The organism is Streptomyces sp. NPDC127108 (genome assembly GCF_042677545.1).
In the GTDB taxonomy this organism is placed as follows: Bacteria; Actinomycetota; Actinomycetes; order Streptomycetales; family Streptomycetaceae; genus Streptomyces.
Map to the genome: position 1 here is coordinate 60788 of NZ_JBHXTE010000045.1, position 16613 is coordinate 77400.

A 16613-nucleotide genomic window follows, 5' to 3' on the forward strand; every position below is an offset into this window, starting at 1 on the left:
CCGGGGTCAGGCGCGGCGTCGGCGCAGGCCCAGGGCCACCAGGGCCGCCGTGGCCAGGACGATCACGGCGTCGACGGTCAGGACGGTCCGGGTGCCCGCGAGGACGTCCGACGAGGTCGTGGCGAGGACGCCGAGCAGCGGGATGCCGATGGTGATGCCCACCTGCTGGGTGGAGGTGACGAGCCCGGTGGCGAGCCCCTGCTCCGAGTCGGGCACGCCCGACGTGACCGTCACCCCGTACGAGACGATCGCACCGAGGTGGAACATGCTGGCCACGGAGATCGCGGCGGTCGCGAGCCACACGGACCACATCTGCTCGCCGACCCCGATGAGCGCCGCCACGAACAGACCCTGGCCGAGCAGCGAGCCGACGAGCGTGCGGCGCGGCCCGAAGCGTCCGATGACCTTGGGCGCGAGCATGCCCGCGACGACGGACAGGACGCCCTGCACGCCGAAGACGAGGCCGGTCTGGAAGGCCGACAGGTCGAGGACGTCCTGGAAGTAGAGGGTCAGGACGAAGACGACCGTCGACATCATCGAGAAGGTGACGAGACCGCCGAAGTTGCCCCAGGCGACGGTGCGGCGCCGCAGCATCGGCAGCGAGACCAGCGGCGCCGCGGCACGCGACTCCACGTACCCGAAGAGGGCGAGCAGGCCGACGCCCGCGATCAGCGTGACGATCACGTCGGTGCCGCCGAAGCCGCGCTCGGCGGCGGTGGACAGGGCGTAGATGAGGGCGAGCAGCCCGCCGGTGACGGTGACGGCGCCGGGGATGTCGAGGCGGGGCCGGTCCGGGGTGCGGGACTCCGGCAGCAGGCCGGGGGCCAGCGGGAGCACGATCAGGGCGAACAGCGTGAGCAGGCCCATCGTGGAGCGCCAGCCGAGGGTGTCGGTGAGGACGCCGCCGAGGACCATGCCGACGGTGAAGCCGAGGGAGAGCAGCGTGCCGGAGATGCCGAGCGCGCGGTCCCGCTGCGGGCCCTCGGGGAAGGTCGTGGTGAGCAGCGACATGCCGGTCGGCACGATCGCCGCCGCGCCCACGCCCTGCAGCGCACGGCCCGCGAGGAACGACGCCGGGTCCCACGCGAGCGTCGCGAGCAGCGAGGCCGCGCCGAAGAGGGCGAGCCCGCCGAGGAACAGCCTGCGCCGCCCGAAGAGGTCGCCGAACCGCCCGAAGAGCAGCAGGAAGCCGCCGGACGGCAGCGCGAAGGCGGTGACGGCCCACTGGAGCGCGGCATGGCTCATGCCGAGGTCCGAGCCGAGGGCGGGCAGGGCCACGTTCAGGACGGAGAAGTCGAGGGCGACCATGAACTGCGCGGCGCACAGCACGAAGAGGATGAGCCGGTCGCGGCGGGAGAGCCGGGGCGGCGGCCCGGCGGGAGCGGTGGCCCGCGTGGCGGGGGCCTTGCGGGCTTCGGCGGTGCTCGGGACTTCGGTGGTGGCCGAGAAGTCTGAGGCGGTCGGGGAGAGAGCGGAAGCGTCTGTCGGGGAGGGAGCGGAAGTGTCTATCGCCATGGTCAACAGCGTCCGTCGGCCGGAATAGCCGTGGGGAGCGGGAACTTATGCTGGTGGTGCGAACACCAGGTGCAACCGCGTACGGATGACAGGGGGAGCGGTGGTCAGCCAGGTCGAGGAGCGGGCCGACGGGGCGGGGGCGCGTCGCCGGGTCGAGCTGCGGGACTTCCTGATGAGCCGGCGGGCCCGGGTGACCCCGGCGGAGGCGGGCCTTCCGGAAGGCGGCGGGCGTCGCCGCACGCCGGGCCTTCGACGCGAGGAGGTCGCGGTGCTCGCGGGCGTCGGGGCGTCCTGGTACCAGTGGCTGGAGCAGGGCCGGGACATCTCCGTGTCCCCGCAGGTCCTGGACGCCGTGGCCCGGGTCCTGAAGCTGTCCGGCACCGAACGCCGCCACCTGTACGTGCTCGCGGGACTCAACCCGCCCGCGCCGCAGGCCGAGGAGGGCGCCGCGGACATGTGCGAGGGCCTGCGGCGGCTCATCGACACCTGGATGCCGTACCCGGCGCACATCATGGACCGCTACTACAACTGCGTCGTCTACAACGACGCGGCCGCCCTGGTCCTCGGCATGCGCCCCGAGACCACCCAGAACTGCGTCCTCGACTTCTTCACCGACCCCATGTACCGCTCGCGCAGCGTGAGTTGGGAGCAGAACGCGGTGACGCTCGTGGCGCAGGTGCGCGCGGCCTGCGCCGAGCACCCCGGGGACGAGGGCTTCGAGGAACTGCTCGCGCAGCTGCACGCGACGGGCGAGGAGTTCACCGCGCTGTGGGAGCGCCAGGACGTCCGGCCCGCGGGCCAGGTCCACAAGGAGATCGACCACCCGCTCGTCGGCATCCTGCACGTGGAGTCCACCGCCCTGAAGGTGCCCGCGCGGCCCGACCTCACGATCGTGCTGCACACGCCGCTGCCGCTGGCCGACACCGCGGCGAAGCTCGCGTGGCTGGCGTCCCCGGAGGCGCGCCGCGGGGCGATGTACCGGGTGGCCGGCTGAGCGCCGGGCGCGCCTCCTTATGCTCGTGCCATGACTGAGCGCACCGACCTCGGCCCCGAGGACCAGAAGATCGTCACCCTCGCCCGCTCGGCCCGCGCCCGCAACGGCGTGCCGGAGGGCGCGGCGGTGCGGGACGAGACGGGGCGTACGTACGTCGCCGGGACGGTGTCCCTCGCCTCCCTGGAGCTGTCCGCGCTGCGCACGGCCGTGGCCATGGCCGTGGCGTCCGGGGCGGAGTCCCTGGAGGCGGCGGCGGTCGTTTCCGGTGCGGAGGCCTTGAGCGCGGAGGATCTGGCGGCGGTACGCGACCTCGGCGGGGCCGGGACGCCGGTGTTCCTGGCGGGGGCGGACGGGGTGGTGCGGCTGTCCGCCGTGGCGGGCTGAGCCCTCGCGGGGCGCCCCAGTCCCGCCCCTTCTCCGAACCCGGGGGCTGCGCCCCCTGGACCCCCCTGATCGGCGCTTCGCGCCTCGTCCTCAAACGCCGGACGGGCTGAAACGGCCGGCCGGGTGGACGGAGGGGGGACAGCCTGCCCGGCGTTTGAGGGCGAGGCGCGAAGCGCCGAAAGGCGGGGAAAGGGGCGCAGCCCCATACGGCGGGGAACCGCCCGAGGCGCCCCCGCCCGAAAAGATCAGGGACAATAGGCGCCATGAGCGTCCGTACCCAGTCACCCGAGCCGTCCGAGCAGGCCGTCCACCGCGCCGGTTTCGCCTGCTTCGTCGGCCGCCCCAACGCGGGCAAGTCCACCCTCACGAACGCTCTGGTCGGCAAGAAGGTGGCCATCACCTCGAACCGGCCGCAGACGACCCGGCACACCGTGCGCGGCATCGTGCACCGCCCCGAGGCCCAGCTGATCCTGGTCGACACCCCCGGCCTGCACAAGCCCCGCACGCTGCTCGGCGAGCGGCTCAACGACGTGGTCCGCGCCACCTGGGCCGAGGTCGACGTCATCGGGTTCTGCCTGCCCGCCAACGAGAAGCTCGGGCCCGGTGACCGGTTCATCGCCAAGGAGCTGGCGTCGATCAAGAAGACGCCGAAGATCGCCATCGTCACGAAGACCGACCTCGTCGACAGCAAGGCCCTCGCCGAGCAGCTCATCGCCATCGACCAGCTCGGCAAGGAGCTCGGCTTCGAGTGGGCCGAGATCGTGCCGGTCTCGGCGGTCGGCGAGAAGCAGGTCGACCTGCTCGCCGATCTCCTCGTCCCCCTCCTGCCGGAGGGGCCCGCCCTCTACCCCGAGGGTGATCTCACCGACGAGCCCGAGCAGGTCATGGTGGCCGAGCTCATCCGCGAAGCGGCGCTCGAAGGGGTGCGGGACGAGTTGCCGCACTCCATCGCCGTGGTCGTCGAGGAGATGCTGCCCCGGGAGGACCGGCCCGCCGACAAGCCGCTCCTCGACATCCACGCCTTCGTGTACATCGAGCGGCCCAGTCAGAAGGGGATCATCATCGGTCCCAAGGGCAAGCGGCTCAAGGACGTCGGGATCAAGTCCCGCAAGCAGATCGAGGCGCTCCTTGGTACGCCCGTCTACCTCGACCTCCACGTCAAGGTCGCCAAGGACTGGCAGCGCGACCCCCGCCAGCTCCGCAAGCTGGGCTTCTGACCTCGCGGGTGCGCCCCAGTCCCACCCCTTCTCCGAACCCGGGGCTCCGCCCCGGACCCCGTATCGCCGCTCCGCGGCTCGTCCTCAAACGCCGGACGGGCTGAATCTCTCAGCCCCTCCGGCGATTGAGGAGCGGGGTCTGGGGCGGAGCCCCAGTTACGGGGAGGGGTGGGACTGGGGCGTCTGCGCGAGCAACTCCTCGCGCAGCCACTCGTACGACGCCTTCGGCGTCCGCTTCTGCGTGGCGTAGTCCACGTGGACCAGGCCGAACCGCTGCGCGTACCCCTCGGCCCACTCGAAGTTGTCGAGGAGGGACCAGACGAAGTAGCCGCGGACGTCGACGCCGGCTTGCAGGGCGCGGTGCAGGGCGCGGAGATGACCGTCGAGGTAACTGATGCGCTCCTGGTCGTCCAGACCGTCGTAGGAGCAGCCGTTCTCGGTGATGACGAGGGGCGGCAGGCGGTCGGCGTAGCGGTCGCGGAGGGTGAGGAGGAGCTCGGTGAGGGCTTCGGGGACCACGGGCCAGCCGAAGGACGTGGTGGGGTAGCCCTCGACCGGCCGCGGGGAGAAGGGGAGTTCGGGGGGCAGGGTGAGGCCGGAGAACTCGGTGGCGGGGGCGTCCGCGAGGGGCGCGCCCACCTTCGTGGGCTGGTAGAAGTTGATCCCGTACCAGTCGATGGGCTCCGCGACGACCGCCAAGTCGCCGTCCAGGTCGGGGACTTCGGCGCCGAGGAGCTCGGCGATCACCTCGGGGTAGCGGCCTGCGATCAGCGGGTCGGAGAACAGCCGGTTGAGGAGCACGTCGTAGAGGTCCGCGGCCTCGCGGTCCGCGCCGTCGTCGGAGGCGGCCCAGGTCGGCCCGTGGGAGTTCGCCACGCCGATGTCCCGGGCCCCGGCGGCCCGCAGCGCCCGCACCGCGAGCCCGTGGCCGAGGAGTTGGTGGTGGGCGGCGGGCAGGGCGTCGAAGAGGAGCTGCTGGCCGGGGGCGTGCTGCCCGAGGGCGTGACCGAGGAGGGTGTGCTCGGCGGGCTCGTTCAGCGTGATCCACTTCGGTACGCGGTCCCCGATGCGGCCGGCCACCACGGCGGCGTACTCCGCGAACCGGTGCGCGGTGTCCCGGGCGAGCCAGCCGCCGGCCTCGGCCACGGCGAGCGGCGTGTCCCAGTGGAAGAGCGTCGGCACGGGACGCACGCCCGCGGCGCACAGCTCGTCCACGAGCCGGTCGTAGAAGTCCAGGCCCCGCTCGCTCACCTCGCCGGTGCCGTGCGGCAGCACCCGCGGCCAGGAGACGGAGAAGCGGTAGGCGCCCACGCCGAGGTCGCGGATCAGGGCGACGTCCTCGCGGTAGCGGCGGACGTGGTCGCAGGCCACGGCGGCCGTCGTGCCGTCCTTGACGTTGCCGGGCAGGGCGGTGAAGGCGTCCCACACCGAGGGGCCGCGCTCGTCGGCGGCGCCCTCGATCTGGTGGGCCGATGTGGACACCCCCCACAGGAAGTCACGGGGGAAGCGGGGCAGCGGTGCGCGCGTCGTCGCCATGCGCGCGATCATCCGTACCGGCCGGTACGGAAGTCAACGGCCGTGCACCGGCCGGTTGCCGGGCGCACGGCGCCCGAGCCCCGCGCCCCGGACGGCTACGAACCCTCCTTGAGCACCCGGGTGATCAGCGTCCGCTGGTCCTCCGTGAGCCGGGGATCCGAGCAGTACACGGTCCGCCCGTCGATGGTGATCTGGTAGCTGAACCCGTCGGGCACTCCTATGGGGGGCGTGCCCCGGCCGTCGGCCGCGGCCCGTTCGGCCAGGGCGTGCCACTCCTGGGCGTCGGGGCGCGCGGTGGTGTCCACCTCCGCGTGCCGGTCGATGCCCGCGAAACCTCCGGTGCGCTTCACCTGGATACGCATGGGTCCTGTCTACTCCAGGCGCCGGTGCCCCGCCAGGCGGCCCCGACGGCTTCGGGTCGGGTCAGTCGGTGGCGGGCACCTTGACCGTCGACCACGCGTCGAGGACCGCCTTGAGCTCCTCGCCGTCGCCGTACTTGGCGCGGGCCGCCGCCACCGTGAGCTTCGCGAAGTCCGTGAAGCTGGAGTCCTGGGCCAGCTCGCCGCCGGTCAGGACGGCGTACCAGATCTGGCCCGCCCGCTCCCAGGCGTGCCCGCCGAGCGCGTCGGCGACGAGGTAGAAGGCGCGGTTGGGGATGCCGGAGTTGATGTGGACGCCGCCGTTGTCGCGGCCGGTGCGGACGTAGTGGTCCATGTCGGCGGGCTGCGGGTCCTTGCCGAGCACGTCGTCGTCGTACGCCGTGCCGGGCTCCTTCATGGAGCGCAGCGCCTTGCCGGTGACCCGCTCGGCGAGCAGGCCCGCGCCGATCAGCCAGTCGGCGTCGGCGGCGGTCTGGCCGAGGGTGTACTGCTTGATCAGCGAGCCGAAGACGTCCGCCATGGACTCGTTGAGGGCGCCGGGCTGACCGAAGTAGGTGAGGTTCGCCGTGTACTGGACGACGCCGTGGGTCAGCTCGTGGCCGATGACGTCCACGGGGATGGTGAAGTCGAGGAAGATCTCCCTGTCCCCGTCGCCGAAGACCATCTGCTCGCCGTTCCAGAAGGCGTTCCCGTAGTCCTCGCCGTAGTGGACGGTGGCGTTCAGCGGCAGGCCGCCGCCGTCGATGGAGTCGCGCTCGAAGTGCTTGAAGAACACCTCGAAGGTCGCGCCGAGGCCCGCGTACGCGCGGTTGACGGTGGCGTCCTTGCCGGGCTTGTCGCCCTCGCCGCGCACCTTGCGTCCTGGCAGGTCCGTGCGGTGCTTGGCGTCGTGGATGGTGCGGTGCGGCTTGCCCTCCTCGGCGCCCTTGGGCGCGGCGACGGAGGGGGCGCCGATGACCGTGGTCAGGCGGCGCTGGGTGCGCTCGAAGGCGTCGCGCTGGAGGGTGAGGCGGGCGGCCCGGGCGAGCGCGGGGTCCGAGGACTGGGCGAGCTTGTCCAGGACGATGGGTGGCACGATCGTGCAGAAGACGGGCTCGAAACCCGTGGGGTTGGCGGTCATGGCGGCAATGTGGCACTGGGTCATGCCGCTGTCACTAGCTGCCACCATGATTGGTGAAATAGACGTATACGGACCCCCGTCGTCCTCCCCAGGTGATATACGGCACCTTTTGTCCGTTACGTACCTACGGTCCCGCATACTGATACACGCCCGCGCATCGCGTCCGGCTCGGCTACGCTGCTCCACATCATGCGTTTCGGGCTGCTTCTCCTTAGCTGCCGCGGCGAGGGCCTGTAGCAGAGGCCGACCCCCTCCCCGCGGAGTTCGGTGCTGTGCTAGACCGTCGGCCGTCCTTCCGGACCTTCCGAGGAGCCCCGCACACCATGCCGAACTTCCAACGCCCCAGCTCCATGCCGATCCACAAGTACGGCAAGTACGAGCAGGTGGACATCCCCGACCGGACCTGGCCCGACCAGCGCATCACGGTCGCCCCCCGCTGGCTGTCCACCGACCTGCGCGACGGCAACCAGGCACTCATCGACCCGATGTCGCCCACGCGCAAGCGCGCCATGTTCGACCTGCTGGTACGCATGGGCTACAAGGAGATCGAGGTCGGCTTCCCGTCCTCCGGACAGACCGACTTCGACTTCGTGCGCTCCATCATCGAGGACGAGGACGCCATCCCCGACGACGTGACGATCTCGGTCCTCACGCAGGCGCGCGAAGAGCTGATCGAGCGCACCGTGGAGTCCCTGAAGGGCGCCAAGCGCGCCACCGTCCACCTGTACAACGCCACCGCGCCGGTCTGGCGCGAGGTGGTCTTCCGCGGCTCCCGCGACCAGGTCAAGCAGATCGCCGTCGACGGCACGCGCCTGGTCATGGAGTACGCGGACAAGATCCTCGACCCGGACACCGTGTTCGGCTACCAGTACAGCCCGGAGATCTTCACCGACACCGAGCTGGACTTCGCCCTGGAGGTCTGCGAGGGCGTCATGGACGTCTGGCAGCCCGACGCCGACCGCGAGATCATCCTCAACCTGCCCGCCACCGTGGAGCGTTCGACGCCCTCCACGCACGCGGACCGCTTCGAGTGGATGTCCCGGAATCTGTCCCGGCGCCAGTACGTCTGCCTGTCCATCCACCCCCACAACGACCGCGGCACCGCCATCGCCGCCGCCGAACTCGCCGTGATGGCGGGCGGCGACCGCGTCGAGGGCTGCCTGTTCGGCCAGGGCGAGCGCACCGGCAACGTCGACCTGGTCGCGCTGGGCATGAACCTGTTCAGCCAGGGCGTGGACCCGCAGATCGACTTCTCCGACATCGACGAGGTCCGCCGCGTGTACGAGTACTGCACGCGTATGGAGGTCCACCCCCGCCACCCCTACGCGGGCGACCTGGTCTACACCGCCTTCTCCGGCTCCCACCAGGACGCCATCAAGAAGGGCTTCGACTCGATGGAGGCCCGGGCCACCGCGGCGGGCAAGACCGTCGACGACATCGAGTGGGCCGTGCCGTACCTGCCCATCGACCCCAAGGACGTCGGCCGCTCCTACGAGGCCGTCATCCGCGTCAACTCCCAGTCCGGCAAGGGCGGCGTCGCGTACGTCCTGAAGAACGACCACAAGCTGGACCTGCCGCGGCGCATGCAGATCGAGTTCTCGAAGATCATCCAGACGAAGACCGACAGCGAGGGCGGCGAGGTCACCCCGGACGCGATCTGGAACGTCTTCCAGGACGAGTACCTGCCCAACCCCGACAAGCCCTGGGGCCGCATCCAGGTCAAGAACGGCCAGACGATCACCGACGTCGACGGCACCGACACCCTCACCGTCGAGGCCACCGTCGACGGAGCCGACATCACCCTGACCGGCTCCGGCAACGGCCCGATCTCCGCCTTCTTCAACGCCCTGCAGTCCATCGTCGGCATCGACCTGCGCCTGCTCGACTACCAGGAGCACACGATGAGCGAGGGCGCCTCCGCGCAGGCCGCCTCCTACATCGAGTGCGCCATCGGCGACCGCGTCCTGTGGGGCGTGGGCATCGACGCGAATACGACACGTGCCTCCATGAAGGCCGTCGTCTCCGCCGTCAACCGCGCGGCCCGCTGATCACGCCGGACTCCCGTTCGACCGGTGCTTTCCTGGCCCCGTCCGCCCTCGTGGCGGGCGGGGCCGCCGTGTGTCCGGGGGCTGGTCCAGGCCAGCAACCGGCCATCTCCCGTACGGGGTACTGACGTGGCATCACGGATGTGGCTAACATCACGCCAACGCGGCAGGGCTGCCGCGGCGTCATGGAGGTGCGTGGTGCTGCCAGATCGGGGACGAAAAGGCCGGGAATCCCGCATCTTCGGCAGATCCGCACCACTTGGTGACCCGGGCGGTCGCGCCCCCGGGCCCTTCGCACGGCTGCTGCACCGCGGCCGCGGCCCCCGCCTGATCGGCACCCGCACCGCGTGGACCACCGTCTGCGACGGCGAGTTCTTCTGCCCCGGCTGCGGCGGGGACCGCAACTACCAGCGCCGCACCGGCCGCCGCCGCTTCGTGTTCCTCGGCGTGCCGCTGTTCTCCCGCGGCGACGCCGGGCCCGTCGTCGAATGCGCCGCCTGCCAGGACCACTTCGGCGTCGACGCCCTCGACCACCCCACCACCGTCCGCCTCTCCGCGATGCTCCGCGACGCCGTGCACACCGTCGTCCTCGCCGTCCTCACCAGCGGCGGCAGCACCTCCCGCACCGCCCTCGACGCGGCCGTCACCACCCTGCGCGGCGCCGGCTTCGACGACTGCACCGAGGAGCGCCTCGCCGCCCTCATCGACGCGCTCGCCGCCGACACCGGCCGCATCGACGACCCCGACTGCGTGCCCGGCCTCGCCATCGAACTCCACGAGGCGCTCGGCCCGCTGGCCCCGCACCTCGCGCCCGCCGGACGGGAGGCGCTGCTCCTGCAGGGCGCGCGGATCGCGCTCGCCGACGGGCCGTACACGCCCGCCGAACGCGATGTGCTCGCCACCGCGGGGTGCGCCCTGACCATCGACTCCGACGACGTGGCACGGCTCCTTGTGGCGGCGACGCGGACGCCGTCCTGACCCTCGTACCGCCGCGGGCACCACCTCCCGCCGTTACTCCCCGGGGAGTAGTCCCCGCCCCCTGCCACCCCCGGATGTAGGCGTCAACTCGCACTCTGGCGCGACGAATCGGCCCTCGCGCGGCGGAAGTCTGGAAGCCGTAAGCCTTCAGACATCGCCACGGAGGGAGGCCCACCGATGGGGGCCGCATCAACGACGAAGCGCCGACGGCCACGCGCCGTGCCCTGGGTGCTGCTCGGCCTGTGGGTCGCGGTGCTCGCGCTCGCGAGCCCGTTCGCCGGGAAGCTCGGGGACGTCCAGCGCGACCGGGCCGTGGACTATCTGCCCGCGAGCGCCGACTCCACGCAGGTCGCCAAGATCCAGGAGCAGCTGCCCGGCGGCGAGACCACCGAGCTGGTGCTCGTCTACCACCGCGACGGCGGCCTCAGCGCGGCGGACCGGAAGACGGCGGCCGACCAAGCGGCTGCCGTGGCACGTGAGTTCAAGCTCGTCGCGACGCCCACGGGGGTGGCGTCGAAGGACGGCTCGACACTCATGTACCCGGTCGCGAGCACCGCGCCGGGCACGGACGAGGAGAAGCGGGACACCTTCGTCAACGACGTGCGGGACGTGGTGAAGGCGCCCGGCGGCTCCGACTCCGACGGCCTGAAGGTCGACGTCGGCGGGTCCGGCGCGCTCGCCACCGACGCCAGCGAGGTCTACGGCTCCCTGGACGGCCCGCTCCTCTACACCACCGTCGCCGTCGTCGCGATCCTGCTCATCCTGATCTACCGCAGCCCGCTGCTCTGGCTGGTGCCGCTCGTGGTCGCCGGAGTCGCCAACTACCTCTCCATGGGCGTCGCCTACGGCCTCAACCAGGCCTTCGACACCTCGGTCAGCGGCCAGAGCTCGGGCATCATGACCATCCTCGTCTTCGGCGCGGGCACCGACTACGCCCTCCTCATCGTCTCCCGCTACCGCGAGGAACTGCGCCGGATCGAGCGGCCGTACGACGCCATGCGCACCGCCCTGCGCGGCTGCGGGCCCGCCGTCATCGCCTCCTCCGGCACCGTCGCCGCGGGCCTGATCTGCCTGCTCGCCGCCGACCTCAACAGCAGCAGGGGCATGGGGCCGCTGGGCGCCGTCGGTGTGCTGTGCGCGCTCGTCGCCATGCTGACGCTGCTGCCCGCGCTGCTCGTCCTCTTCGGGCGGCGGGTGTTCTGGCCGCTGGTGCCCGCGTTCGGCAGCGAGCCGAAGAAGCGGAAGTCTCTCTTCCAGACGATGGGTACGTCCGCCGGACGCCGGCCCGTCGCCGTGCTCGTGTCCGGCGGCGTCCTGCTCGCGGCCCTGGCCCTGGGCGCGTTCGCCCTGCCCGGCAACCTCAAGCAGGAGGACACCTTCACCAGCAAGCCCGACTCCATCAGCGCGATGGAGACCCTCGCCGCCGCCTACCCCGAACGCGGCACCCAGCCCATCAGCGTCATCGCGCCCACCGACCGCGCCGACCGCGTGCTCGCCGACGCGCGGAGCGTGCCGGGCGTCGACAGCGTGGAACGCGGCCGGAGTTCGAAGCAGTGGACCGAGATCTCCGTCGTCGCCAAGGCCCCGCCGCAGTCGGCGGCGGAGACCGGGACCATCGAGAAGCTCCGCGACAAACTGGATCCCGGGGGCGCCTACGTCGGCGGGCCGAGCGCCGAGCAGATCGACCTCAAGGACACCAACCGGCGTGACATGTGGGTGGTCGTGCCGATCGTCCTCGCCGCGGTCCTGCTGATCCTCGTCGTCCTGCTGCGCGCCCTGATCGCCCCGCTCCTGCTCCTCCTCGCGGTCGTCGCGGTGTGGGGTGCCTCGCTCGGCATCGCGGGACTGGTCTTCGGCCCCGTCTTCGGCTTCGAGGGCGTGGACCCGGGCCTGGGCCTGCTGTCCTTCTGCTTCCTCGTCGCACTCGGCGTCGACTACGGCATCTTCCTCATGCACCGCATGCGGGAGGAGTGCCTGGCCGGGTCGGAGACAGGACCGGCCGCGCTCACCGCGCTGCGCACCACGGGCGGCGTGATCGCCTCCGCGGGCCTGGTCCTCGCCGCGACGTTCGCCGTCCTCACCAACATGCCGCTGGTCCAGCTCGTCGAACTGGGCTTCGTCATCGCGGTCGGCGTGCTCCTGGACACCTTCCTGGTGCGGACGTACCTGGTGACGTCCGCGAGCCTGGCGCTCGGCCGGAGGGTCTGGTGGCCGGGACCGCTGTCGAAGCCGCGGCCACCGGCGCCGGAAGCCAGCACTCCGGAACTGGTCCGCGTGCCCTGAACCACATCCCGCGGCGCCCCTCCCTTGCCGGAGGGGCGCCGCCGTACAGGAAGATGAGGGCCACGCATGGCCGCACCCGCGACCCGCGTCCCGGAAGGGGGAGCAGACGACGTGCCGTACCCGCCGTCCGACTCGCGCCCGTGGTGGCCGTTCGCCGGAGCCGTGCCCGGCACGCGGCGCGCCCTGCGGGAGGACGCGCTCCTCGCGGGCGCGCTCGCCGCGCTCGCCGTCGTCCTCGCCCACCTGATCAAGGACGGCAAGACGCCGGACGCGCTCGGCTGGGCACTCCTGGTGAGCGCCCACGTCCCCATGATCTGGCGCCGCAGCAGGCCGATGACGGCGATGCTCGCCACCATGGCCCTCGTCGGGCCGTACCACGCCCTCGACTACACGCACGCCGCCGCGACCCACGTCGGCATGGTCGCCCTCTACTCCGTCGCCGTCTCCGGGCGCCCCCGCCGAGCCCTCCTGACCGGCGTGCACATCATCGCCATCATGTTCGTCGTCAACTCGGGCATCGGCAGGGACCCGGCCACCGAGGTCGTGCGGATCGCGGGCTGGATCGTCGCCGTGCTGATCTTCGGTACGTACGTCCGTGTCCACCGGCAGTACGTCGCCTCCGTCGTCGAGCGCGCCGAGCGCGCCGAACGCACCCGCGAGGAGGAGGCGCGGCGGCGCGTCGCCGAGGAGCGGCTGCGGGTCGCCCGCGATCTGCACGACCTGCTCGCGCACAGCATCACCCTGGTCGGCGTGCAGACCTCGGTCGCCGCGCACGTGCTCGCCGCCGACCCCGACCGCCTCGACCGCGCGGCCATCGCGAGCGCCCTCGACGACATCGCCGAGACCTGCCGCACCGCGCGCGGCGAACTCCGGGCCACCCTGGAGGTCCTGCGCACCGCGGGCCCCACCGACGCCCCCGACGAGTCCCGCGGCCCGCTGCCCGGCCTCGACGGCCTCGTCGACCTCGCGGACGCGGCCCGCACGGCGGGCGCGAAGGTCGACCTCGCGGTCAGCCTCCCCGACCCCCCGGTGCCGCCCGCGGTGGGCGCGGCGGCGTACCGCATCGTCCAGGAGGCCCTGACGAACGCGGTCCGCCACGGCGGGTCGGGGCCGAGTGTGGCGGTGGGGATACGGGAGGAGAGCGGGGAGCTTCGGGTGGAGGTTCGGGATGACGGAGGCGGGAGCGGGAGCGGGGGCGGTGGTGGCGGGGACGTCGGTGTCCGGGCTGCCGGTGGCGGGGGTGCCGTGAGCGCCGGGGGAGCCGGGGCGCTCGCGGGCTCCGCGGGCCGATCGCCGGATGCGGCCGCTTCGGTCGCTTCGGTCGCTCCGACTGTTCCGGCCGCCCCGACTGCTTCGGCCGCTGTGGTGTCGGCGGGCGGGGGCGCGGCCCTGACGCGGGGCGCGCGGGCGTCGGCGAACGGAGGGCCGCCGCCCGCCACGTGGGGCGTCGTGCCCCGGGACGGGGAGGCGGCCCAGGGCCGGGACGGGACCGGGGCGGCGGCCCGGAGCGGGACCGGACCCGCGGAAGCGCCCGGGTTCGGGCTCATCGGGATGCGGGAGCGGGCCCGGAGCGTGGGCGGGACGCTGGAGGCGGGGCCGCGGGCGGGCGCGGGCCGGGGGTTCGAAGTGGTGGCCGTGCTGCCGTTGGGCGAGGAGAGATGAGCCGAGTGATACGTGTACTCCTGGCCGACGACCAGGCGCTGGTCCGGGCGGCCTTCGCCATGCTCGTGGAGTCCGCGCGGGACATGGAGGTCGTGGCACAGGCCGGGTCCGGGCGCGAGGCCGTCGACCTGGCCCGGGCCGAGCGGGCCGACCTCGTCGTCATGGACGTCCGCATGCCCGACCTCGACGGCATCGAGGCCACCCGGCTGATCGCCGCCGACGAGGACCTGGCGGGCGTGAAGGTCCTGATGCTCACCACGTACGACACCGACGAGCACGTGGTGGACGCGCTGCGCGCGGGGGCGTCCGGCTTCCTGGTCAAGGACACCAAGCCCGCCGAGCTGCTCGACGCCATCCGCACCGTCTCCGCGGGCGAGTCCCTCCTGTCGCCGGGCCCCACCGGACGCCTCATCGCCCGGGTGCTGCGCCAGCCCGCGCCCCCGCACGCCGAAGCGCCCGCGCCCGCCGCGCTCGGCGCGCTCTCCGACCGCGAACGGCAGGTCCTGACGCTGGTCGCGCGGGGCCTGAACAACACCGAGGTCGCGGAGGCGCTCGGGCTCAGCCCGCTGACCGCGAAGACCCACGTCAGCCGCATCATGGGCAAGCTGGGGGCGAGGGACCGGGCGCAGTTGGTGATCGTGGGGTACGAGTCGGGGTTGGTGACGCCGGGGGAGGCGGGCTGAGTCTGGCCGGGGGCGCGGGGGCGCGGGGGCGCGGGGGCGCGGGGGCGCGGTGCGCGTGGGGCGAGGGGGCGCCGGGGTGCCCGGGCCCGGAGCCGAGCCCTGGCTTTGGCCGGAGTGTGGGGTGCGGCGTCGTGTGCCGCTGTCCCGGGGCGGACGGGGTGGCGCCTCGGCTCCGGCCCGTCGTCGCGGGTTCGACGCCCTGCGCGGCACCCCGGCCAGGGCCCGCGACCCCGGCGGCGTGACGCCCTCCCACGGGCCCAAGGCACCCGCCTCGAAACGCCCCCCGTCACTCTCATGCGTCAACACAGCGTCAACTCCGTCGTTACACAGGGGTATTGTCGTACCGCCCGGGGCGCATTAGCTTCACGCGCGACGTCCTACGTCCCACGTCCCGTCGTGAGGAGCCGTATGAGCCGTACGAGCCGCGTGATCCAGAGACGACGTCCACTCGTTCGGAGCAGTCCGTCCGGTGGGGGCGGCCGAGGTGGTCGGCGGAGCCGACGCGGCCATCGTCGGCCCACCGCCGTCGCCCTCGCCCTCTCCGCCGCCCTCGCCCTCACCGCCTTCACGAGCCCGGGCGCCGCCCCCGCCCCCCTCCTCCCCGGCTGCTCCACCTCCGTCCCGTACACCGCCGACACCAACGGCTACGACACCTTCCGCATCCCCGCCGTCGTCCGCACCGACCGCGGCACCCTGCTCGCCTTCGCCGAGGGGCGGCGCGCCAGCGCATCCGACACCGGGAACATCGACGTCGTCCTGCGGCGCTCCACCGACGGCGGCTGCACCTGGGGCCCCCTCGCCGTCGTCGCCGCGGGGCGGGGCGACACCCGCGGCAACCCGGCGCCCGTCGTCGACCCCGTCACCGGGCGCGTCGTCCTCCTCACCTCCTACAACAGCGGTGCCGTCACCGAGGGGCAGATCATGCGCGGCGAGGTCACGGCCGCGCAGAGCCGTCGGGCCTTCGTCCAGACCAGCGCCGACGACGGCCGTACGTTCTCCTCGCCGCGCGAGATCACCGCCGCAGTGAAGCGGCCCAACTGGCGGTGGTACGCCACCGGGCCCGGGCACGCCGTCGTGCTCACCCGGGGGCCGTACGCCGGGCGGCTCGTCGTACCCGCCAACCACTCCGCCGCGCCCGCGCCCGGCTCCTCCGACAACGGGCAGGAGCCCAAGTACTACGGCGGGCACGCGCTCTACAGCGACGACCACGGGCTCAGCTGGCGCATCGGGTTCGTCGACGACACCTACGACGGTGAGCACAACTCCAACGAGTCCGCCGCCGCGCAGCTGCCCGACGGGCGGTTGTACCTCAGCTCCCGGGACCAGCACGGGGTGGCCGTCGGCAACCGGCTCGACAGCTACTCCAGCGACGGGGGGCGCACCCTCGACCGGCCCTACGCCGTCCAGCCCTCCCTCGACGACGTGCCCGTCGTGCAGGGCGGGCTCCTCCAGCTCCGCGGGTGGGGGGAGCCGCTGCTCTTCTCCGGGCCCTCCGTGCCCACCGCCCGGCAGGCGATGGCGCTGTGGCGGAGTCGGGACGGGGGGCGGTCCTTCGTCAAGGCGGTGACCCTGTCTCAGGATCGGGCCGGGTACTCGGACTTGGTGCAGGTGGGGCCTGGAGTGGTCGGTGTCCTCTACGAGACGGGGGTGGCGGGGACGTACGAGCGGATCGCTTGGCGCAGGCTGGCGGTGTAGGCGCCCTGCGGGGCATTCCCCAGTCCCGCCCCTTCTCCGAAACCGGGGCTCCGCCCCTGGACCCCGGGGGTGGGTGTCCCGCTGCCGTGGGACGGGGGCGCCGCCGAATCGGCGCTCCGCG

Annotated in this window: 13 protein-coding genes; 9 read left to right on the forward strand and 4 right to left on the reverse strand. The window is 72.8% G+C overall.

Going from position 1 to position 16613, the window contains the following annotated elements:
• Positions 1-6: 6 nt before the first annotated feature.
• Entirely contained in the window at positions 7-1515 is a 1509-nt protein-coding gene (locus ACFVHO_RS31630) for an MFS transporter (protein WP_385722129.1), read from the reverse strand.
• Positions 1516-1600: 85 nt separating this feature from the next.
• On the opposite strand from ACFVHO_RS31630, the gene ACFVHO_RS31635 reads away from it, so the two are divergent.
• From ACFVHO_RS31635 to era, 3 genes are all read left to right on the forward strand, one after another.
• On the forward strand, positions 1601-2509 hold the full coding sequence (locus tag ACFVHO_RS31635) for a helix-turn-helix transcriptional regulator (protein WP_385722131.1): 909 nt from the start codon (positions 1601-1603) through the stop codon (positions 2507-2509).
• Positions 2510-2539: 30 nt separating this feature from the next.
• Positions 2540-2893 carry a cytidine deaminase gene (locus ACFVHO_RS31640; protein ID WP_385722134.1) on the forward strand — a complete coding sequence of 118 codons (354 nt, stop codon included), beginning with the start codon at positions 2540-2542 and terminating at the stop codon, positions 2891-2893.
• Positions 2894-3156: 263 nt separating this feature from the next.
• Complete coding sequence (gene era, locus ACFVHO_RS31645) at positions 3157-4110, forward strand: GTPase Era (RefSeq protein ID WP_385722136.1); 954 nt, start codon at positions 3157-3159, stop codon at positions 4108-4110.
• 156 nt (positions 4111-4266) lie between these two features.
• On the opposite strand, the gene ACFVHO_RS31650 is transcribed toward era, so the two are convergent.
• The 3 genes from ACFVHO_RS31650 to ACFVHO_RS31660 all read right to left on the reverse strand — a co-directional run bounded on the left by ACFVHO_RS31650 (position 4267) and on the right by ACFVHO_RS31660 (position 7146).
• Positions 4267-5658 carry a GH1 family beta-glucosidase gene (locus tag ACFVHO_RS31650; RefSeq protein ID WP_385722139.1) on the reverse strand — a complete coding sequence of 464 codons (1392 nt, stop codon included), beginning with the start codon at positions 5656-5658 and terminating at the stop codon, positions 4267-4269.
• Between the two features lie 83 nt (positions 5659-5741).
• Positions 5742-6008: a protealysin inhibitor emfourin gene (locus ACFVHO_RS31655; protein ID WP_385722141.1), complete on the reverse strand. Its 267-nt coding sequence runs from the start codon at positions 6006-6008 to the stop codon at positions 5742-5744.
• A gap of 61 nt (positions 6009-6069) precedes the next feature.
• Positions 6070-7146: a M4 family metallopeptidase gene (locus ACFVHO_RS31660; protein ID WP_385722144.1), complete on the reverse strand. Its 1077-nt coding sequence runs from the start codon at positions 7144-7146 to the stop codon at positions 6070-6072.
• Between the two features lie 323 nt (positions 7147-7469).
• On the opposite strand from ACFVHO_RS31660, the gene leuA reads away from it, so the two are divergent.
• The 6 genes from leuA (at position 7470) to ACFVHO_RS31690 (ending at position 16492) form a co-directional block, all read left to right on the forward strand.
• A complete protein-coding gene (gene leuA, locus ACFVHO_RS31665) occupies positions 7470-9194 on the forward strand; it encodes a 2-isopropylmalate synthase (RefSeq protein ID WP_385722147.1) in 1725 nt (574 codons plus the stop codon).
• A gap of 195 nt (positions 9195-9389) precedes the next feature.
• Positions 9390-10169 (forward strand): TerB family tellurite resistance protein, encoded by a 780-nt coding sequence (locus ACFVHO_RS31670; protein ID WP_385722150.1) that lies wholly within the window; start codon positions 9390-9392, stop codon positions 10167-10169.
• 177 nt (positions 10170-10346) lie between these two features.
• On the forward strand, positions 10347-12452 hold the full coding sequence (locus ACFVHO_RS31675) for an MMPL family transporter (protein WP_385722153.1): 2106 nt from the start codon (positions 10347-10349) through the stop codon (positions 12450-12452).
• A gap of 66 nt (positions 12453-12518) precedes the next feature.
• Positions 12519-14114 carry a sensor histidine kinase gene (locus ACFVHO_RS31680; RefSeq protein ID WP_385722156.1) on the forward strand — a complete coding sequence of 532 codons (1596 nt, stop codon included), beginning with the start codon at positions 12519-12521 and terminating at the stop codon, positions 14112-14114.
• Positions 14111-14797, forward strand: a complete 687-nt coding sequence (locus ACFVHO_RS31685; protein ID WP_385722159.1) for a response regulator — start codon at positions 14111-14113, stop codon at positions 14795-14797. Before ACFVHO_RS31680 ends, ACFVHO_RS31685 begins: the two co-directional genes overlap by 4 nt.
• A 408-nt stretch (positions 14798-15205) precedes the next feature.
• Positions 15206-16492 (forward strand): exo-alpha-sialidase, encoded by a 1287-nt coding sequence (locus tag ACFVHO_RS31690; protein ID WP_385722162.1) that lies wholly within the window; start codon positions 15206-15208, stop codon positions 16490-16492.
• The last annotated feature ends 121 nt before the right edge of the window (positions 16493-16613 follow it).

Coding starts and splice junctions, on each gene's coding strand:
- ACFVHO_RS31660 (WP_385722144.1), bottom strand. CDS start 7,146: ATGACCGCCAACCCCACGGGTTTCGAGCCCGTCTTCTGCACGATCGTG.
- leuA (WP_385722147.1), top strand. CDS start 7,470: ATGCCGAACTTCCAACGCCCCAGCTCCATGCCGATCCACAAGTACGGC.
- era (WP_385722136.1), top strand. CDS start 3,157: ATGAGCGTCCGTACCCAGTCACCCGAGCCGTCCGAGCAGGCCGTCCAC.
- ACFVHO_RS31675 (WP_385722153.1), top strand. CDS start 10,347: ATGGGGGCCGCATCAACGACGAAGCGCCGACGGCCACGCGCCGTGCCC.
- ACFVHO_RS31650 (WP_385722139.1), bottom strand. CDS start 5,658: ATGATCGCGCGCATGGCGACGACGCGCGCACCGCTGCCCCGCTTCCCC.
- ACFVHO_RS31680 (WP_385722156.1), top strand. CDS start 12,519: ATGGCCGCACCCGCGACCCGCGTCCCGGAAGGGGGAGCAGACGACGTG.
- ACFVHO_RS31640 (WP_385722134.1), top strand. CDS start 2,540: ATGACTGAGCGCACCGACCTCGGCCCCGAGGACCAGAAGATCGTCACC.
- ACFVHO_RS31635 (WP_385722131.1), top strand. CDS start 1,601: ATGACAGGGGGAGCGGTGGTCAGCCAGGTCGAGGAGCGGGCCGACGGG.
- ACFVHO_RS31655 (WP_385722141.1), bottom strand. CDS start 6,008: ATGCGTATCCAGGTGAAGCGCACCGGAGGTTTCGCGGGCATCGACCGG.
- ACFVHO_RS31630 (WP_385722129.1), bottom strand. CDS start 1,515: ATGGCGATAGACACTTCCGCTCCCTCCCCGACAGACGCTTCCGCTCTC.
- ACFVHO_RS31685 (WP_385722159.1), top strand. CDS start 14,111: ATGAGCCGAGTGATACGTGTACTCCTGGCCGACGACCAGGCGCTGGTC.
- ACFVHO_RS31690 (WP_385722162.1), top strand. CDS start 15,206: ATGAGCCGTACGAGCCGCGTGATCCAGAGACGACGTCCACTCGTTCGG.